The sequence below is a fragment of the Nocardia sp. NPDC052112 genome (genome assembly GCF_040680135.1).
In the GTDB taxonomy this organism is placed as follows: domain Bacteria; phylum Actinomycetota; class Actinomycetes; order Mycobacteriales; family Mycobacteriaceae; genus Nocardia.
The window spans coordinates 135,876-154,603 of sequence record NZ_JBFAWD010000004.1 but is presented as its reverse complement, the minus strand read 5'-3'; the positions used below and the strand labels follow the sequence as shown (position 1 = coordinate 154,603).

Annotated in this window: 17 protein-coding genes; 7 read left to right on the top strand and 10 right to left on the bottom strand. The window is 67.2% G+C overall.

Annotated elements, in window-relative coordinates; genetic code table 11:
* The first annotated feature begins 47 nt into the window (after nt 1-47).
* Nucleotides 48-884 (top strand): enoyl-CoA hydratase/isomerase family protein, encoded by an 837-nt coding sequence (locus AB0L58_RS09115; protein ID WP_364383601.1) that lies wholly within the window; start codon nt 48-50, stop codon nt 882-884.
* 95 nt (nt 885-979) lie between these two features.
* A complete protein-coding gene (locus AB0L58_RS09110; RefSeq protein WP_364383598.1) occupies nt 980-2,248 on the top strand; it encodes a long-chain fatty acid--CoA ligase in 1,269 nt (422 codons plus the stop codon).
* Between the two features lies 1 nt (nt 2,249).
* On the opposite strand, the gene AB0L58_RS09105 is transcribed toward AB0L58_RS09110, so the two are convergent.
* Complete coding sequence (locus AB0L58_RS09105) at nt 2,250-2,996, bottom strand: tyrosine-protein phosphatase (RefSeq protein WP_364383595.1); 747 nt, start codon at nt 2,994-2,996, stop codon at nt 2,250-2,252.
* 430 nt (nt 2,997-3,426) lie between these two features.
* Here AB0L58_RS09105 and AB0L58_RS09100 point away from each other — a divergent pair, with 430 nt between their 5' ends.
* Together AB0L58_RS09100 and AB0L58_RS09095 are read left to right on the top strand one after the other, a co-directional pair.
* Nucleotides 3,427-3,906: a TetR family transcriptional regulator gene (locus AB0L58_RS09100; RefSeq protein WP_364383592.1), complete on the top strand. Its 480-nt coding sequence runs from the start codon at nt 3,427-3,429 to the stop codon at nt 3,904-3,906.
* A 48-nt stretch (nt 3,907-3,954) separates the two neighbouring features.
* Nucleotides 3,955-5,133 carry an amino acid deaminase/aldolase gene (locus AB0L58_RS09095; RefSeq protein ID WP_364383589.1) on the top strand — a complete coding sequence of 393 codons (1,179 nt, stop codon included), beginning with the start codon at nt 3,955-3,957 and terminating at the stop codon, nt 5,131-5,133.
* A 126-nt stretch (nt 5,134-5,259) separates the two neighbouring features.
* Here AB0L58_RS09095 and AB0L58_RS09090 read toward each other — a convergent pair whose 3' ends face one another.
* On the bottom strand, nt 5,260-8,652 hold the full coding sequence (locus AB0L58_RS09090) for an AAA domain-containing protein (protein WP_364384506.1): 3,393 nt from the start codon (nt 8,650-8,652) through the stop codon (nt 5,260-5,262).
* An 87-nt stretch (nt 8,653-8,739) separates the two neighbouring features.
* On the bottom strand, nt 8,740-10,533 hold the full coding sequence (locus tag AB0L58_RS09085; protein ID WP_364383586.1) for a DEAD/DEAH box helicase: 1,794 nt from the start codon (nt 10,531-10,533) through the stop codon (nt 8,740-8,742).
* 62 nt (nt 10,534-10,595) lie between these two features.
* Here AB0L58_RS09085 and AB0L58_RS09080 point away from each other — a divergent pair, with 62 nt between their 5' ends.
* On the top strand, nt 10,596-11,450 hold the full coding sequence (locus AB0L58_RS09080; RefSeq protein ID WP_364383583.1) for a carbon-nitrogen hydrolase family protein: 855 nt from the start codon (nt 10,596-10,598) through the stop codon (nt 11,448-11,450).
* A 211-nt stretch (nt 11,451-11,661) separates the two neighbouring features.
* On the top strand, nt 11,662-12,285 hold the full coding sequence (locus AB0L58_RS09075; RefSeq protein ID WP_364383580.1) for a phosphoribosyltransferase family protein: 624 nt from the start codon (nt 11,662-11,664) through the stop codon (nt 12,283-12,285).
* Nucleotides 12,286-12,333: 48 nt separating this feature from the next.
* Here the strand turns inward: AB0L58_RS09075 and AB0L58_RS09070 are convergent, their stop codons facing one another.
* From AB0L58_RS09070 to AB0L58_RS09050, 5 genes are all read right to left on the bottom strand, one after another.
* A complete protein-coding gene (locus tag AB0L58_RS09070) occupies nt 12,334-12,864 on the bottom strand; it encodes a gamma carbonic anhydrase family protein (protein WP_364383577.1) in 531 nt (176 codons plus the stop codon).
* Nucleotides 12,865-12,956: 92 nt separating this feature from the next.
* Nucleotides 12,957-13,829, bottom strand: a complete 873-nt coding sequence (locus AB0L58_RS09065; RefSeq protein WP_364383574.1) for an ESX secretion-associated protein EspG — start codon at nt 13,827-13,829, stop codon at nt 12,957-12,959.
* A complete protein-coding gene (locus AB0L58_RS09060) occupies nt 13,811-15,106 on the bottom strand; it encodes a hypothetical protein (protein WP_364383571.1) in 1,296 nt (431 codons plus the stop codon). Before AB0L58_RS09060 ends, AB0L58_RS09065 begins: the two co-directional genes overlap by 19 nt.
* Nucleotide 15,107: 1 nt before the next feature.
* A complete protein-coding gene (locus tag AB0L58_RS09055; RefSeq protein ID WP_364383568.1) occupies nt 15,108-15,485 on the bottom strand; it encodes a hypothetical protein in 378 nt (125 codons plus the stop codon).
* A gap of 47 nt (nt 15,486-15,532) precedes the next feature.
* Nucleotides 15,533-16,255 (bottom strand): alpha/beta fold hydrolase, encoded by a 723-nt coding sequence (locus AB0L58_RS09050; RefSeq protein ID WP_364383565.1) that lies wholly within the window; start codon nt 16,253-16,255, stop codon nt 15,533-15,535.
* Between the two features lie 123 nt (nt 16,256-16,378).
* On the opposite strand from AB0L58_RS09050, the gene AB0L58_RS09045 reads away from it, so the two are divergent.
* Entirely contained in the window at nt 16,379-17,296 is a 918-nt protein-coding gene (locus tag AB0L58_RS09045) for a hypothetical protein (RefSeq protein WP_364383562.1), read from the top strand.
* 9 nt (nt 17,297-17,305) lie between these two features.
* On the opposite strand, the gene AB0L58_RS09040 is transcribed toward AB0L58_RS09045, so the two are convergent.
* Both AB0L58_RS09040 and AB0L58_RS09035 read right to left on the bottom strand, forming a co-directional pair.
* On the bottom strand, nt 17,306-17,680 hold the full coding sequence (locus AB0L58_RS09040) for an MmcQ/YjbR family DNA-binding protein (RefSeq protein ID WP_364383559.1): 375 nt from the start codon (nt 17,678-17,680) through the stop codon (nt 17,306-17,308).
* 15 nt (nt 17,681-17,695) lie between these two features.
* Entirely contained in the window at nt 17,696-18,655 is a 960-nt protein-coding gene (locus AB0L58_RS09035) for a YafY family protein (protein ID WP_364383556.1), read from the bottom strand.
* Between the last annotated feature and the right edge of the window lie 73 nt (nt 18,656-18,728).

The following is an 18,728-nucleotide window of genomic DNA, read 5'->3' as shown; positions in this document are numbered from 1 at the left end:
ATGGCCGTCGGCGGAGCCGGCGGGTGGGTAGGCCCTACTCTTGCCGAATGAGTGATACGAAGGCCACCAGGCTGATCCGGGAAACCACCGACGGTGGCGCCGAGGTCGCGACCCTCAGCCTGGCCAATCCGCCACTGAATCTCTTCGACCGGTCGATGCTCGATGCGCTCATCGAGGATCTCGCCGAACTGTCGGCGAACCCGCCGCGCGCGGTGCTGTTGCGGGCCGAGGGCAAGCTGGTCTCCGGCGGCGTCGACGTGCATGTCTTCGATGGGCTCATCTCACCCACCTCGCCGACTCCGTCGGCTGCCGTCCCCTCAGCCGTCGAGCAGGGCGCCGAACTGTGGCGCACCCTGTTCGCGCAGATCATTCATCCGCTGGAGGCGCTGCCGTGCCCGGTGGTCTTCGCCGCGCACGGTCTCACGCTGACCGCCGCCTTCGAAATGGCCCTGGCCTGCGACATCATCCTGGCCGCGCCGAAGGCGAAATTCGGTCTGGTGGAGACGGTTGTCGGCCTGACACCGTCGATGGGCGGTCCGCAGCGACTGGCCGAGCGCGCCGGTTCGGGCCGTGCCCGCGAATTCGTGATGACCGGTGACCTCTACGACGCCGCGACCATGGCGGAATGGGGCGTGGTCAACGCCATTCACGACGATGTCGAAGCCGCCGCAAGGGAATTGACCAATCGCCTGGCCCAGGGCCCGACCCGGGCGCATGCCGCGACCAAACAGATCATCGAGGCATGGCGCTCCGGCGGTGTGGCGCACGCGGACTCGGTGACACCGGAGGTGTCGGGCGCGCTGTTCGACACCGCGGATCTGCGCGGCGCGGTGCGCAGCTTCCTGGAGGTCGGACCCGGGAAGGCGACTTACGCCGGCCGGTGACAGCCAGGACACGTTCCTCGCCTATGCCAGCGAAAGTGTGACTCGCGTCATATAGTCGCAAGAGCCTGCAGGCTCCAGGCGTGTGCGGAGGACCCATGTCGCAGTTTCTGGTCGAATATCCACTCAACCGTCCGCATGCTTGCGATGCTCCGCTGGCGCGCGGCGCCGATGGGGTGCTGCGCTACGGCAACCTCACCCCGGCGCTCACCGAACTTTTGGATCTGCAGGTGCACGCCTTCTCGACCAGGGAGGCGGTGGTGGAGATCGGCGGCCCCCGGCTGAGTTACCGGGAGCTGTGGCACTCCGCCTCCCGCATCGCGGGCGGCCTGCAGGAACACGGCATCGGCTACGGTGACCGGGTCGCCATCCACATGCCGACGGGCGCGCGCTGGGTACAGGCCTTCCTCGGAGCATTGCTCAGCGGCGCGGTCCCGGTGCTGGTCCACGATGGACTGCCCGCTGCGGTGGCCGAGCGGGTGATCGCCGACAGCAGTACCGATTTCGTGCTCGGCGGCGGTAGCGACGAACTGCCCGACGGCGCCGCCTTCATCGATGACGGTGCGGCCCTGAACGATCTGGCACTGCTCTGCTACACCAGTGGCACCGGGCCCTGCGCGGCCAATGCCACCGTCGCACCCAAGGGCGTCGAGCTGACCAACGAAAATCTGCTCTCGGCAATCCGTTCCGTCGTCGCGGCGCTCGATCTGCCGACCGATGGGCTGCGCAATCTGGTGCTGTTACCGCTGGCGCATGCGAGCGGTTGTGTGGACCAGTTGCTGCCGACCTTCGCGGTCGGCGGCACCGTCGTCCTCGCGCCGGATAGTCGCAGTCTCGCGGAAACCGTTGTCTCCGAACGGATCGATATGGTTTCCGCGACACCGCGCATCTTCGCCCGCCTGCTGCCCGAACTCGCGGCGCTGCGCACCGATGGACTGCGTACCGAGGGCATAGTCCGGCTCAGCAATGCGGGTCATCGGGCCGAACGTGCCGCCGACCCCACCGATCCCGCGGATCTGGCCGCCACCCTGCGGGATATGTTCCCGGCCGCCCGGCAGTGGTCGGTCTGGGGTGCGACCGAAACCAGCGGCATCGGCCTGGTCGTCGACGACGACACCGATACCGCACCCGGTGCGGATCCGGTGCTCGGATTCCCCTTCGGCGGTACCGAATTGGCGCTGTGGGGACCACGCGCGCAGACCGGCCACGGCGAATTGCTGTGTCGCGGACCGAATGTCACCCACCGCTACTGGAACGATCCGGAGACCACCGCGGACCGCTTCACCGGAAATTGGTTCCATACCGGCGATCAGGTCAGCATCGATGCCGATGGTCTGGTGCGACGCGAGCGCGCGCAGGCGGGGTGACTCACTCGAGCAGGCGATCGCGCAGTCGCACGCGCAGGTCCGCGCTGAATCCGATGGCGGTCAGGTAGGTCTCGAAATCGCCGTGGCCTTCGTGCACCGCATCCGTCGCGATGCGCAGGTAGTCCTCGCGGACGCCGAGGATATCGATGGAAAGCTCGTCGCCCGCAGTGAGTTTCGGCGCCATCATGGCGCGCAGGGCGGGAACGGCATCGTTGCTGGCCAGGAAGTCGGCGAGCACATCGGCCTCACCGACCGCGACCGCGCGCAGCAGGGTCGCGATCGCCCAGCCGGTGCGGTCCTTACCGGCCGCGCAGTGCACCAGTACCGCGCCGTCGCCATCGGCGATCGTCTCGGCGATGGCGATGATCGCGGCATTGGCCTCGGGCAGAGCCGGGAAGTAGCGGTAGACCTCGAGCATGTGCGTGAACGCGGAGTTGGTCTGCGCATCGTGCGGCGGCGCCTCGGCCATCCGGGAGTCGAACGGTGTGACATTCAGTCGGACGCCCTCGGGCAGATTGTCGTGGCCGATGTGCTCGATCTCGTGCCGCCCGCGCAGGTCGAAAACATCGGTGACGCCGAGTTCGCGCAGGATCGTGTGTCCGGGCAGATCGAGGCCGCTCAGTTGGGCCGAGCGCAACAGCACGCCAGGGCGGATCCGCGCGCCGTCGACGGTGCGCAGCCCACCGAGATCGCGGAAGTTGAAGGTGCCGGTCAGATAGAACTGGTCGGCGGAGGGCGAGAGAGTCACCGGTCCAGGCTAGCTACGTAGGGGTGTCGGCACGGTGTCGATCGTGGATCGAACACGGAACCGTCGGCTGTCCGGTTTGTGAGGGTGTCGGTGTGTGATCCGCCACAGTATGCCCGGGTGGAGGGTGCTCGGGCCGTAGCCTGGTCAATGGTCTTCTTGCGTGGGGCAAGCGCGAGAGTGGCACCCAGGGAGGCGATTCCGGTGCGCACCGATCGATCGCAGCGTCATTCCGTTTGGGTAACAAAACATTCTTCCAGTCTGGAAATACCCACAGAAGCCGTTCTTAAACCCTGGAAACCCTCTACCATTGATGAATGTTGGACTGGGCATCCAGGAAATTCCCTAGCGGGGGATTCGTGAGAGCCGCCTGTCGTGTTCAGCGAGCCGCGCCGACGAAGGTGCGCGAGTTCTTTCCTCGAGGGAGTCGTCGTTGAGCGTACGTGGAGAAATAGCGGCGGTTCGGCTGCGGCCGACCATCTGCGAGGCCGTCGAGAAGGCGGCCGCCTCGCTCGATTTCACCGGAGTGCGAGCACTTCGGGTGCTCCTGCATGCCGGGGTGAGCGCGTACTGGCCGCTGGTCAAGGCGGCTCCGGCTCGGCAGGCTCGCAGGTACGAGGCGACCGCGCATCAGCTGGCCGAACGGTGGGAAGGACAGACCGAATGCGTCGCCGATCCGAAGGCCACGGCCCTGTTCCGTGAGATGGACTCCGAGGTCGCGACCTTCCTGGACCTCTGCGCAGACCGGTCGGGGTCGCAGTGGTTGGAGCCGGTGGACGCCATCGCGGCCTATGCGGTCTCGGTGCTGCAGGGCACGGTCCTGCGCTGGCTCGCGGATTGCAATGACGAAACAATGCTCGTGGTGCTCGACGACCTGGTTAGCAGCCTGGCCACTCGGGCCGTCGAAGTCTGATCCCCGCAGTACTGGACGTTTGACCAGTTTGGTGGTTGAGTGGGTCGGGTGACCCACACGTCGCCGATTGCCGCACTGCATGCGGCCACGGCCGAGCTGGACCCGCCGCTGGCCGCCCTCGACCTGACCGCGCTGCGTGCCAACGCCGCTGACCTGGTCCGTCGCTCGGGTGGGGTGCCCATCCGGGTGGCGAGTAAATCGGTGCGCTGTCGTGCGGTACTCGAGGAAGTGCTCGGCACCGGGCTCACCGCATCCGGCGGCTTCGCGGGCATCATGTCTTATTCGTTGGCGGAGGCCATCTGGCTGGTCCGCCGCGGTGCCCGGGATGTGCTGCTCGGCTATCCGACCGTCGATCGCGCGGCGCTCGCCGAACTGGCCACCGATGACACCCTGTGCCAATCCATCACGTTGATGGTCGACGATAACGCGCAGCTGGACCTGATCCGCGCCGCGGTCGGCACCGAGTTGGTGCGGCCGCGGATCTGCCTCGATGTGGATGCCTCGCTGCGAATAGGGCCGCTGCACCTCGGGGTTCGGCGCTCGCCGGTGCGCACCCCCGAACAAGCCGCAGTGCTCGCGCGCGAGGCGGTGCACCGTGGGTTCGACGTGGTCGGCGTGATGACCTATGAGGCGCAGATTGCTGGGCTGCCCGACGCCAATATCGCGGTGCGCCTGGTCAAGCGGGCCTCGGCGGCCGAAATCGGCAAGCGGCGCGGGCGAGTTCTGGATGCGGTGCGCTCGGTGGTCGGCAAGTTGGCGATCGTCAATAGCGGTGGTTCCGGATCCGTCGAGGTCAGCGTCACCGATTCGGAGGTCACCGAGGTGACCGCGGGCTCCGGGCTGTATGTGCCGACGCTCTTCGATCACTACCGCGCCTTCACTCCGCGCCCCGCACTGTTCTTCGCCACATCGGTGCTGCGCAAGCCGACCCCGTCCATCGCAACGGTTTTCGCGGGCGGTTACATCGCCTCCGGTCCGACCGGGGCGTCGCGGGTACCGAAACCGATGTGGCCCACCGGATTGAAACTGCTCGGCACCGAGGGGGCGGGTGAGGTGCAGACGCCTCTTTCCGGCGCCACCGAACTGCGGATCGGCGATCGGGTGTGGTTCCGACATGCCAAGGCGGGGGAGCTGTGCGAGCGGTTCGACCACGTCCACGTGGTCGATGGCGACGGCGCCCGGACGACAGTGCCCACTTATCGCGGTGAGGGTAACTGCTTCGGCTGAGTCGCTGTCAATTGCGAATTGCGCAAGAGCGCAAAGCTGATTTACAAGATCGAATTCCAATAAAAGAACCAACCGGTTCGGACTGAATATTTTGGTCACGAACCGATCAAATTCTGAAAGAAATATTCAGCCGAGTCGTAGGAATGTCGCCAGATCCGACAGCTCGTCCGGCGTGCTCGGCAGATATTCGGTGAGCAGTGGGGACCGAATGATTACGGCCTTCCACATGGCCCGGCACAGCGTCGCCTGAACCAGGCTGCGCGACAGCAGGAATCGCATACCGTAGGGTGCGTCGGCGGGGCTGGAGGTGGTCATCGACATGAGCACCACCGCCGCCTCCCGGCTGTGGAAGCGCTCGGCGGTGCCGACCAGCACATCCTCGATCTTGGCCCGCGCCAGCAGCGTTCGGATCAGTCCGACCTGAGCGCTGTAGGGCGCGACCACGAGGATGTCGTGCGGATGGAGCCGCCGCGTCATCGCGCCGGTCGTCCAGGAGACCCCGAGCAGCGCGCGCACCCGGCGGACCACCTCGCGCGCCTCGGCCACCGATTCGGTCGAATCGCCGCTGTGCGCCACCAGCACCGTCTCCACCCCGGGTTCGATGCCCTCCAGCTGCCGTGCGAGCGTGACGGTCTCATTCGAGCGCAACCGGTTGTCGTAGTACAAGCGGGAAATCGGATCACAGACGCGAGGGTGCATCCGCCAGGTGCGGTCCAGGAAGTAGCCGCGGTCGGCGGGCAGGGTGTGGCGGCCCTCGGTGAGCCAGCCCAGCACCGATTCGTCGACCGGTTCCGGATGCGCGCTGCGCGCCGCGGACGGCGCCGGATCGCCGAGCAGCAGCAGATTGCGCGCACTCACCGCGACGGCGACGGTATCGGCGAGCGGAAAGCGGCCCGCATCGGCGATCACCAGCAGCTCGAGGCTGTCACCGTGGACCACCTCGTCATCGGCGAAATCGGCCGGCAAGCCCCCGATCACGCAGCCGTTGACCGCATTGTCCAGGAACCGCGGATAGCGCGTGCCGTCGATCACCGACCACTCCGGCGCCACCGCCTCGGCATCCTTCTTGGCCACCAGTTCCGGTAGCACCCCCATCGCGACGATCATGTCGAGCAGGCTCTCCACCGTCGAATGCGTCTGCGCGACAACACCGATGCGCCACTTGTGCCGCGTGACCAGGCGCTCGATCGCCCTGGCGATGGTGGAGGTCTTGCCGCTGCCCGACGGTCCCTGCACCGCGAGGTAGGAATTGTCGAGATCACGCAGCGCGGCCGTGATGGCCGCCGCATGGTCACCGTGCACATCCGGTAGCCGTTCGGTCCGCCGTAGGCGCGGGGGGCGGTGGGCGAGGATATCGAAGACCGCGCCCACCGGGATCTCCGGTAGTGCCATCAGCAGTTGCTGGGCGGCGAATTCGACCGCGGTCTCGATATTCTCGTCCCAGCCGGGCAGGCCCGGCGCGATCGCGGTGGGCAGCTCGTCGTAGGGTTCGCAGCCGTCCGGCAGCAACTCCTCGAGCCGCACAGTGTCGTCGAAGTTCGCGTCGACCGAGCAGCCGAGCACGGTCGCGGTCGCGGTCGCGCGTCGGCCGACGGCGGTGATCATCCCGGCGGCGACCGGCTGATCGTAAAAGGTGTACACGGTGGTGCCCGGTGTCAGCGCGGTGCCGTTCGGGGCGCCGCCGGCGGTACCGCTACCGCCCCAGCCGATACCGATCCGTCCGGTCAGCGTGAGGTACCTGCGCATGGTCGGCTGATGCGGGCTGCGATGCCATTTGGTGTCCACCGTGCCCCAATCGGCGACCAATACGCCTGGCGCGTCCGCCCATTCGTCGACCGGATGACTGAGCCGATCGGCATGTGCCAACCACAGCGGCTGGTGTTCGCGCCGGTGATAACCCAGTGCGGCCGCCATCAATGCCGCCGGATGGCGTGGCTCGCCCTGTGCCGCCGCGAATTCCGCGAGTGCCGCCTCGATCGATGACGGCCGCGACGGCGGCAGCGGATCCGGCTCCTCCGGGTTCGGCACCAGGCACCACGAGCTGGCCTGATCCAGGAGTACCACATCGGCGGCCGCGCGCCGCTCGGCCACCCGATCCTGCAGCCAGTCGCGCAGCCGCAGTACGGTGACGCAATCTCGTTCTCGGCCCGCGGCATTCGGCAGCAGCCGCCGCAGTCGGCTCAGCCGATAGGAGCGTTCCCCGATCAGCAGGGCAGTGCGCACAATTGGATACAGGTCGACGAGCACACCGGCATGCAGCAGATCCTCGACGGTCTCCGCACCCACCCCGTACCAACCCGTCCACCGCAGCAGCGCCGAGCGCACGCCTGAGGTGTAGTGGTACACGCGCATATCCGGATACATCCGGAGCCGTTGTGCCACGAAGTCGAGCACCTCGCCCAACGCGCGCCGCTGTCCGGCTTCCTCGTCGGCGATGTCGGTTATCGCCCGATACGGTGCGGGAGCCGCACCGAAGGGGGCACGGAAGGCCAACAGGACCGTGCCGTTGCCGCCCACCTCGATGCCGAGCAGTCGACCCGACGGCCCCTCCTCGACAGTGAGTCCGAGATCGCCCGGTGACGGCGGCGGCAGCGCGCCCAATGCGATCGCGTCGACGAGCGTGTGGGTCGGCTGTCCGGAATCCTCGCTGCGCAGCTGGATTTCGGCTTGGCGACGCAATGCGCCGAAGGTGCGCTGCGGCAGGCCGGGCACGGTGGCGGTGCTGCTCGCCAGCCGGTCGATGGTGCTCACTCCGGCCTCACGCAACCTGGCCCGCGCCGTGCGCGGCATACCGGCCACCAGCAGCAGGTCGCGGGCCGCCGAGATCGCGCTGGTGCAGGTGGGGCAGTGACCGCAGGCGAGATAGCGCGGATCGCCCCACTGCACGGGCAGCAGTTCGCTCAGTTTGTCTTCCAGGATCCGCTCCACCCGGCCGCGTCGAGCCAGATACACCGGCAGCAGATCGGTGAGCGCGAAGGTCTCGCTGTCCTTCTCGAGGTACAACCGGACCAGGGGAGCGGGGAGTGCGCCGCTGCTGTCCAAAGCCTCGGCACAGGCAGCGAGTTCGAGTGCCGCGTCGATCCGGTCCGGCGGACCCGCCGCGGTGCCATGCACGGTGTAGCGGACCCGATGTCCGGCCCGCACCAGGAAATCGCTGGTACAGACGAACTTCCCGTCGAAGAAGGTGGCACCGTGGATTACGTGCGCACCGGCCCGCAGCGCAGCGCCGGTCTCGGCATCGGCGGCCTGCAGCGCGGCGATATATCCCTCGGGATCGGCCGCCGGATCGTGTGCGGCGCAATGGATCTCCACCATTCGACTGCCGAACCGAGCACGGAAATCCGTGAGCCTGCGTGTGCGCGCATCGTCGAATCCGCTGCGCGCCGCATGATCCGGCACCCCGTCCGCCGTGCCCGCGATGGTGCCCAGTTCGGTGTCGAGGGCACGCAGCAACTGGAATTCACAGTGCGCCGCGCGCACGAGGTCGACGGCGGAGCAGACGACACGATCACCGAACACGATCAAACGCGGCCTCCTGTGTCTTCGCCGGACACGGACGGCAACACTGTAGCTAAACCGCTTTGACCTTGGTTGACCCTGCCCGGTTCAGGAACGCGGCTTACGTCGTTCCGGTCGCTTGCCGCCGTCCCGATCGCGACGCGGTCCGGCGCGGAACGGGCGTCCGCTCGGCGGGCCGGAATCGAGTTGCAGCTGAATGAGCTGACCGCTGATCCTGGTGCGCCGCAACGCTTCCAGTGTCTCCGAAGACAGGTCGGCGGGTAGTTCGACCAGGCTGTGGTCCGGCCGGATGCTGATATGGCCGAAATCGCTGCGGCGCAGTCCACCCTCATTGGCGATGGCACCGACGATCGCGCCGGGCACCACCCGGTGTCGTTTGCCGACGCTGATCCGGTAGGTCGCCAATTCGGCGCCGGTGGCGCGGTGATGCGATGGACCACGGTCCTCGCCCTCGAACCGGCGGGCGGGCCGATCCCCGCGCGGCATGCGTTCGCGCTGCGGGCGTTCCACCGGCTCCGGCTCGGGCTCCATGAAGAAGTTGTCGCCGTCGTAGCCGCTGACCGCCAACGCCGCCGCGATATCCACCAGCGGAATGTTGTGCTCGCGCTCGTAATCCTCGATGAGCTTGCGGAACAGCGCCAGATTCGTCGAGCTGAGATTCTCGGTGATCGAATCACCGAACTTGGCGACGCGCTGGGTGTTCACATCGTCGACGCTGGGCAACTGCATCTCGGTCAGCGGATGCCGGGTAGCGCGCTCGATCGACTTGAGCAGATGACGTTCGCGCGGTGCAACGAACAGCAGCGCTTGGCCGCTGCGCCCGGCCCGGCCGGTACGGCCGATGCGGTGCACATAGGACTCGGTGTCGTGCGGAATGTCGTAGTTGACCACATGCGAGATGCGATCCACATCGAGTCCGCGCGCTGCGACATCGGTGGCGACCAGAATGTCGAGCGCACCGGACTTCAGCTGGCCGATGGTGCGCTCACGCTGGTTCTGCGCGATATCACCGTTGATGGCCGCGGCGGAGAAACCGCGCGAGCGCAGCTTTTCGGCCAGCTCCTCGGTGGCCTGCTTGGTGCGCACGAAGATGATCATCGCCTCGAACGACTCGACCTCGAGGATTCGGGTGAGTGCGTCGAGCTTGCGCTGATGGGAGACCTGCACCCAGCGCTGGGTGATATTGGTATTGGTCGAGGTCTTCGACTTGACCGTGATCTCGACCGGTTCGCGCAGATACTTCTTGGAGATGCTGCGGATCGCCGAGGGCATGGTCGCGGAGAACAGCGCGACCTGCTTTTCCCGCGGGGTGTCGGCGAGGATGCGCTCGACATCCTCCTGGAACCCCATCTTGAGCATTTCGTCGGCCTCGTCGAGCACCAGATACTGCAGCTGCGACAGGTCGAGCGTGCCCTTCTCCAGATGGTCGATGACCCGGCCCGGCGTGCCGACCACGACGTGCGCGCCGCGGCGCAGGCCGGAGAGTTGGACGCCGTAGGCCTGGCCGCCGTAGATCGGCAGCACATGCAGTCCGGGAATGTGGGTGGCATAGCGGCCGAATGCCTCGGCGACCTGGATCGCGAGTTCGCGCGTCGGTGCCAGCACGAGGGCGCGCGGGAGTTTGCCGGTCGCCTCGATACCCATGAGGATCGGGATGGCGAATGCCGCGGTTTTGCCGGTGCCGGTCTGGGCCAGCCCGACCACATCGGCGCCTTCGAGCAGCGGCGGAATGGTCGCCGCCTGGATGGGCGACGGCGACTCGTAGCCCACATCGGCGATGGCCGCGAGGACGCGGTCATCGATGCCGAGATCGGCGAAGGTCGGGCCGTCGTTGTCCCTGTCGTTGTCGCCAGGAACGCTGTCGACCTGATTGGTACTCATTGACCAGGAGTTTACTGCCTAGCGGTGGTCGCTCTGGCCACCGGGCCAATACGGTGAGACGTATGCAACCCGAAAGCGTGTCCACGCATCACGACCCGCAGTCGTCGGCAGTGGCCGTGGCGGTGGTCCAATTCGCGGCGGGAACCGATCCATCGGCGAATCTCCAAGCGCTGCGCGAGCACGTTCGCGCCGCGTCCGGGCGGGGTGCGAAGGTGGTGGTCGCGCCCGAATACTCGATGTTTGCCGTGACCCGGCTCGATGAGCGGGTCGTGGCCGTCGCCGAACCGCTGACCGGGCCGTTCGTCACCGGCCTCGGTGAAATCGCACGTGAGTTCGGGGTGTACCTGGTCGCCGGAATCGTCGAGCAGGTGGCGCCGGAGTCGGGTCGGATCCGCAATACCCTCGTGGTGCTCGGACCCGACGCGAAACTGGTGACGAAGTACCGCAAGGTGCACCTCTACGACGCGTTCGGATATATCGAATCCGATGTCGTCGAGGCGGGCGCGGTCGAAGCCCCCGCCACTTTCACGGTCGGCGCTGTGATCTTCGGCATGCAGACCTGTTTCGATCTGCGCTTCCCGGAAGGCTGCCGTCGCGTCGCGGCCGCCGGAGCACAGGTGCTGGTGCTGCCCGCGCAGTGGATTCCCGGCCCGGCGAAGGTGGACCAGTGGACGACGCTGCTGCGCGCGCGTGCCATCGAGAACACCGTGTACGTGGCCGCCGCCGATCAATGCGCGCCGCGCGGTGCGGGCGCCTCGATGATCGTCGATCCGACCGGTGTCGTGCTGGCCGAACTCGGCGACGAACCCGGCGTACTCACCGCGGCCGTCGACCTCGATCGTTTGGACGAGGTGCGCACATCTAATCCGAGTTTGATCCTGCGTCGGTTCGCGATCACCGAGCGCCCATCGGATTGACATCCATGCCCGACTGGGGAGCCGGGCACTCCTACCGGCGGCTCGCACTGCCCTCGGTGGGTTCTTGCTTCACAGCCGATCGCTAGAACGGACCCGAGTCTTACATCAGCTCCACCAGCGCTCAGCCTCTCCGCCTGCCCAGCGGCGAGAATAGAACCTGCGTAGTCCAAGTTGCGGTGACCCGGGACACAATGCGGTAGCGTTAATTCGGATGATCTACTCCGATCGGACAGCGGCCGGTCGCGCGCTGGGTTTGGAACTCGGCCACCTGCGTGCGATGCAACCGCTGGTGCTCGGACTACCCCGCGGCGGGGTTCCAGTGGCGGCCGCGGTGTGCGGGGTCATCGGGGGCGATCTCGACATTCTGTTGGTCCGCAAGCTCGGTGTGCCGTGGCAGCCGGAGTTGGCGATGGGTGCGATCGGCGAGGAAGGTATCCGGGTCCTCAATCAGGATGTGTTGTCGCACACCGGGATAACACAGCGGCAGCTCGCCGAGATCGAGGAGGTGGAACGCGCCGAACTCGAGCGCCGCCGCGAGATGTGGCGCGGTGATGCCAAGCCGATCCCGATCTCCGGCCGCACGACGGTGATCGTGGACGACGGCATGGCGACCGGCGCGACGGTGGCCGTCGCCTGCCGGGTCGCTCAGCTGCACCAGCCGACGCGGATCGTGGTCGCGGTGCCGGTGTCGTCCACCGAGGCATTGCGCAGGGTGGCCGCCGAGGCGGATGAGGTGGTCTGCCCATGGGTTCCGCGCGCACTCGGCGGCGTCGGAATGGCATACCGCGACTTCCACCAATTGGAAGACGACGAGGTAACCGCGCTCCTTGTATGAGATGCCCCGTCATCTCGAGATGTTCGGTGCCGCGAAGGGCGCACGAGGTCAGGGGTGGACTTCGATGATCCCCTTGCGGTGGCGCTGGCCGAGTTCGGTGTAGAAGCTCGGATTGAGTTTGACCCAGCCTTCGGCCGGGGTGCCTTCGATGGACTTCTTGACCTCGGCGGGGGCACCGGCCGCGAGTACGCCCGCGGGGATCCTGGCGTGCGGCGGGACCATGGAGTGCGCGGCGATCATTGTGCCCGCCCCGATTTCGGCCAGATCTAGGACCGTGCTGCCATTGCCGACAATGGCCTCCGCGCCGACCGACGCACCGTGGAAGACCACGCTGTGGGCGATGGTCGCGCCGGGGCCGATTTCCATCGGCACATCCGGCGGCACATGCAGGACCGCATTGTCCTGGACATTGGCACGTTCCCGGATGGTGATCGGCGCCAGGTCCGCGCGCAGCACCGCGCCGTACCAGATGGACGCGCCCGCCTCGACGCGCACATCACCGATCAAGGTCGCGGTCGGCGCGATGAACGCCGTCGGATCAACCGTGGGGCGTTTGCCTTCGAATTCGTAGAGTGGCACGGGTTCACGGTATTCGATTGGCCGCGCCTGCGGCGCGAACGTCGCTCGTAAGACTCGCTCGGCTGGGGTAATCCGTGCTTGAACGGCTACTGCTACCAACGCTCGGCCGAGGCGAGGGTGCGTTCGGCCGCGGTGACCATCGGCCGCAGTTGTGCGGTGAACCGCTGCGCGGTGACCGGCACGATATCGACATCGGCCCCGGTGCGCACCGAGTATCTGCCGTCGTCTATCACATCGATCCAGCACAGCGCCCCGAACGGATGCAGCTCGCCGTCGGCTCGTCGCACCGACACCACGATCTGGCCGATACCGTCGCGGGCTTGCCGGAGCAGCTTGCGAATTCGGGTCGGCGTGGTGGGGCCGGCCACCGGCACCGTCACCAGATCCCGACTGTCCTCGTTGACGCGGGCCAGCGGTGCGGTCAATTGCGGTGTGGTGCCGGGCGTATTCTCCGGCAGCACCGAAACCACCCGTGCGGAAAGGTTTTTCACCCGGTCTACGAACAGCCGGATATCGCCGCCGCGATCCGCGCTCGCGCCGGTGCGTTGCGCCGCCACCACCGCGATATCCCCGGCGATCGCACCGAGTACCCGCACCGGACGCGATGCCACGGCGATGCCCGGCTGCGCCGTAACGGGACGGGTCTGCTCGACCAGACCCGTCGTCTCCACCGTGCCGTCGTGCCCATCGTCGACTCCGGTCGACAGCGCTGCCGTTCCGCGCTCCCCGAAGACCTCGATGCGTACGGTGGGGCGGGCCAGTACCCGCAGTGCCCCTTCCAGATCGGCGTCGAGAGTCTGCTCGCACCAACGATTCAGGTCGGGCAGTTGGGCGGTGCGCTCGGCCGTATCGCGAGCCGAGAGGCGGACGGCGAGCGGATACGGGATGCGGTCGCCATCGGTGCGGGCCCAGGCCATGGCGAACTGGTCCGCGGTCAGCGTCCAGTTCACTCCAGTTCGGTCCATTCGCCGACGACCGGCGGTGTCGTCGGATCCATATCGCCGATGAGCTCACCACCGTCATCGGCCGGTTCCAGGAAGGTCAGATCGTCGTCGAAGAAGTGGTAGTCGTCGTACTCGTCCTCGTCGCGGGCCTGAGCACGGGCGGCGGCCGCACTGGTGCTCATGCCGGAGCGGGGGCTGTCACCCGCGACCATGGCACCGCCCATGAGACCGCCCACCGCGCCCGCGCCGACACCGTTGATCGCGTCGCCGCTCGCGTCACGTTTGCGCTCGTCGCGTTTGCGCTCGTCGTCGGTGGTGGAAGTACCGGGGACCGTCGGGGTGACAACCGAGGTGGACGCGGCGGTGGTCACCGGTGCGGCGGCGGTGCCCGGTCGCACCGTCCGATCCGGTGTGGTCGTCGCTGCGGCCGGGGTTGTCGAAGCGGAGGAATCCGCCGTAGGCGCCACGGGTTCGACGGCGGCAGACGTGGTGTCGGCGACAGTGCTCACCGGAGTGACGGTGGTCGGCGCGGTCGCCGGTTGGGTCGTCGCTGCGGCGGGCTCGACGGTGGTGGGTGGTGTGGTCGGTAGCGGCGTGCTCGCCGAAACCGTTGGGGTGGTGACGGTTTGCGCACCGATATCGAGGATGGGTGTCGTGGATATCGGCGCGACAGGTGCGCTGTCGGACGGCTGCGGCACCTCGGCGCCGACCGCATAGGGAAGTGCCGCATCCGGGAAGGCGGGCACACCGGATCCGGTCGAGATGAACGCATTCGTGTAGATGCTGTCCATCGCCTGCACCACATCCAAGCGGGTGCCGTCCGCGGCTTTCTGGGTGGCGGCATTCTCGGTCGCCTTGGTCGGATCCAGCAGTGCACCGGCCAGATCCGTTGTCTCGCCGGATGGTTCGACCACCGCCGCGCGCAGTGCCTCGGCGGCATCACCCGCCTGGCCGAGCCGCTGACCGACCGCGGCCATCACATCCGCGAGTTGCTGTCCGTGCCGCTCGAATTCGCGCACCGCATCGGCGGCGGAATCGGCCGCGGCACCGCGCCAACCATCGGCCATCGCGGCCCGAATCTCGCTGTGCGCCTGCTCGACGGCGGTCGCGAGCCCGGTCGAACTGCCCTGCCACGCCTGCTGTCCGGCTGCCAGGACAACCGGATTCATCAGCTGCACGCCGTCGTGAATTTCCCGATGCGACAGGTTGTCGAAGATTTCGACGGTCTGCGCGTAGTTGGGATCGGTGTAGTTGGGGTCGGCGTACCGGATGGGGGTCTTCTCTCCGGTGTGTGGCATCTTACGCACGTGCGGCTCCCGCCACTTCGACCTGACCGACCGCGGCTGCCAGATCCGTATCGGCCCGGGTGTATGCCGCGGCGGCCGCGCGGAAGGTCTGCGCGAGCGCCCGCGCGGCGTCGGCATATGCGCGCAATCGGGTGATCGCGCCGTCGGCCTTGTCCTCGAAGCCGCGCCGCAGTGCCGCACCGGAATCGAAGCCGCCGAAGCCGGGCAGTGTTGTGGCCCCGCTCAATACGGCGATCTGGGCTTCGACCTCGGCGGCGAGTTGTTCATAACGCTTGGCGCACTGCTCATGTGCCCCCTCGGCGACCACTACCCCATCGATCCAGAGCTGGCCATCGTCGATCGCCTGATTCAGCGCCGTCACATCCGACATCTCGCCGCCCCCTTCCTCGTCGTGCTGCGCGCGCAGCCGTGATCAACTCACCGGTGCGCCAACCCCACGACGACACCCTGCATCCAGTCCGCGATGTCGGCAGCGACCCGCGCGTGCACCGGCTCGTGCAACAGGTCGTGCCCGGCGTCGGCGTACTCACGCAAACTTACCCAATCGTGGCGACGAGTCCAGCCCCTCATCGCATCGATCGGCGCCCGTCGGTCCTCGATACCGTGCACCGCGAGGATGGGCAGATTGCTCGGCAGCGGCGTGCCGGCGGCACCGGGTGCGCCGCCACCGAGAGCTCGTTTCGGTACTCCGGACAGCACCAGCCCGACCAGCTCGCCCGGTGGCAGGCTCGGCCGCAACGGGTATTCGGCCTCCAGTCCGTGCAAGTCATCGGTCGCACTGGACCGATCCGGTACCGCCGCGCCCAGGATGCCCAGGACGGTCACCGCCCCGAGCGAATGGCCCATCAGGACCAGCGGTGTACGCGGTAATTCCGCGCGGACCAGTTCGAGCAGCCGCATCGCATCGGCCACCAATTCCACCAGGGTGCCGGGATTGTCCGGATCGCCCTCACTCAACCCGTGCCCCGAGGTATCCAGCGCCCACACTTCGACTCCCGCGGACTTCGCGGTGCGGGCGAAGCGGTGGTAGTGGCCGCTGTGCTGTCCCATTCCGGGCAAGAGCACCACGACCGCCGTCGGGTTGTCGACCGGCCACCGCCGATAGTGCATCAGGCCGCGCGCGCCATCGAAGAAAGGCATCCATGAATACTGGCAAATTTGCCGAGATGCCGTCGAGTTCCTGACATAACTAGTGCTCGATGCATAACTGACAAGGTGGCTAGACTGCCGGGCGAGGGTCGGGCTGGAGAGTCGAGGTTCGCTTTGAGAAAGCTCTATCTTCCGAACATACGCGTGTGGGCGGCCGCCGCACTCGCGCTGAGCTGCACCGGTGTCGGTGCCTCGGTCGCCATGGCCGAGCCCGAGCCAGGTGCGGTCGCCGCATGCGCGTCGGCCCAGGCCGCGACCGCCGTCCCAGCCGGTCTGCCGGTGCTCGACTGGTCGGAGAATGTGGGCTACGACGCACGGGGCAACCTGTGGGTATCGCGGCTGTACCGCAATGAGGTGCAGCGCTACGACAGCGCGGGCCGGTTGACCGCGACGGTGCCGGTCGAATTACCGGGCGCGATTCGACTCGGGCCCGACGGTCTGCTCTACGTCGTCTTCGGCGATTCGCCGACGAGTGTGGTGCGCCCAGGTGGTGTGGCGCGCTTCGATCCCGACGATCCCAGACCTGCGGTGTTCGTCTCCGGATTCACCATGCCCAATGGCGCCGCCTTCGACGCGCAGGGCAATCTGTACGTCGCCTCCACCCTCGGCGTGATCCGGATTCGTCCGGACGGCAGCGTCGATGCGGACTGGACGGCGCGGGCGAAGTTCACCGGCGCCAATGGCATTGTGGTGCGAGACAATTCGATCTACCTCAGCATGAACGGCAATCCGCTCGGTCGGATCGTGCGCTTCCCGATCGTTGATCCGGGCGAGGTCGCCGTGATTGCCGACTTGACGGTCGCACCCGGAATACCGGATTTCGTAGACGATTTCGTCATCGATGACGCGGGCGTGCTCTACGTGACCACCCTGACCGGCCAGCTGGTTCGCATCGATCCGGGCGCGAATACCGCATGCGCGGTGCTGACCGGCGAACCGATGACATCGGTGGTCGCCGTGCCCGGCCGTGCCGATGAACTCGTCGCCGGTACCGAGAGCGGCACGATCCTGCGGATTCGCTTGCCGCACTGAGCGAATCGGTCACTCCTCGATGAGGTCGGGCGGTGCGGCCTGGCGCCAGGAATCCAGCAGGATGTCGTATAGCTCGTCGATATCCTCCACAGCGGACAGTCGCGCTCGGACCCAGGACGAGGACGCCTCGTGCGGCGGGACCCAGAACTTGTGCGGTTCGGCGGCGATGAGTTCTTCGCGATCGTGTTTGGGGCAGCGGACGGCGAAGGAAGTCTGATCGTCGGGGATGGTGAGGAACATCTTGCCCGCCACGTCGAAGGTGGGGTGGTTCCAGCGTTCCTTCTCCACGGTCTTGGGAAAGGACAACGCGATGCGGCGCACGTCGTCGGCGTCGAGCACGGTTCGGGCCTCCGGTTCGGAAATCGGACTCCTATCGTGCAACATCGCGGCCACGCGCGATCAAGTGACGGCGTCAGTTGTGCGGGACGCGATCGTACGCAGGCGATCCACCAGGACGGGCGGTTCGTGGACGCGGAAGTTCGCGCCGAGCTCGATCAGGCGGTAGGCCAACCAGGTCGGGTCGTCGTCGCGGGTGGCGTCCAGTCGGCAGGAGTTGTCGTCGATGGGTGCGATATCGCCGGGGGAGTCGCCGAGCCGGCCCGCGACCCGGCCGATCGGGGCTTGGATCGTCACGCGGACGCGGAAGGACGGTGTGCCCCAGTCGGTTCGGCGACCCGCCACATAGGCGGCCGGATCCGCGGCGGGCAGCGCGCGCGGGCGGTAGCGGGCACCGGTGGGCTGCGGTCGGTCGATGCGATCGACACGGAAGATACGCCAGTCGTCGCGGTCCACATCGTGGCCGACGAGATACCAGCGGCGCCGTGACGGCACCAGCCCGACCGGTTCGATGTGACGACGGGTTTCGGCACCGGATTCGCTCCGATACGCGAAACGTACCCGCTCCCGGTTGGTTACGGCCGCGGCCAGCGCGGTCAGCACCTCGGGATCGATGGCCGGGGCCTCGTCGGTGTGCGGCACCAGGGCGGTGCCGAGCACCCGCACCCGGCGGCGCAATTTCGCGGGCAGTACCTGTTCCAGCTTGGCGAGCGCGCGTACCGACGCCTCTTCGATACCGGCGATAGCCGATCCGGCGGCCGCGCGCAGCCCGACCGCGATGGCGACCGCCTCTTCGTCATCGACCAGCAGCGGCGGCATCGCGGTACCGGCCACCAGCCGGTAGCCGCCCGCCGCACCCATCGTGGCCTCGACCGGATAGCCGAGTTCACGCAGCCGGTCGACATCGCGACGCACGGTGCGGTCGGTGACACCGAGTCGATCGGCGAGTTCGCTGCCCGGCCATTCCCGTGGTGTCTGCAACAGGGAGAGCAATCGCAGCAGGCGAGCTGGGGTGTCGTTCATGACTTTCAGAATTCCAGATAACTAGGACATGGATAGACCTAGTTGGTTTCTAACGTTGTTGTCGTAGCCGAGA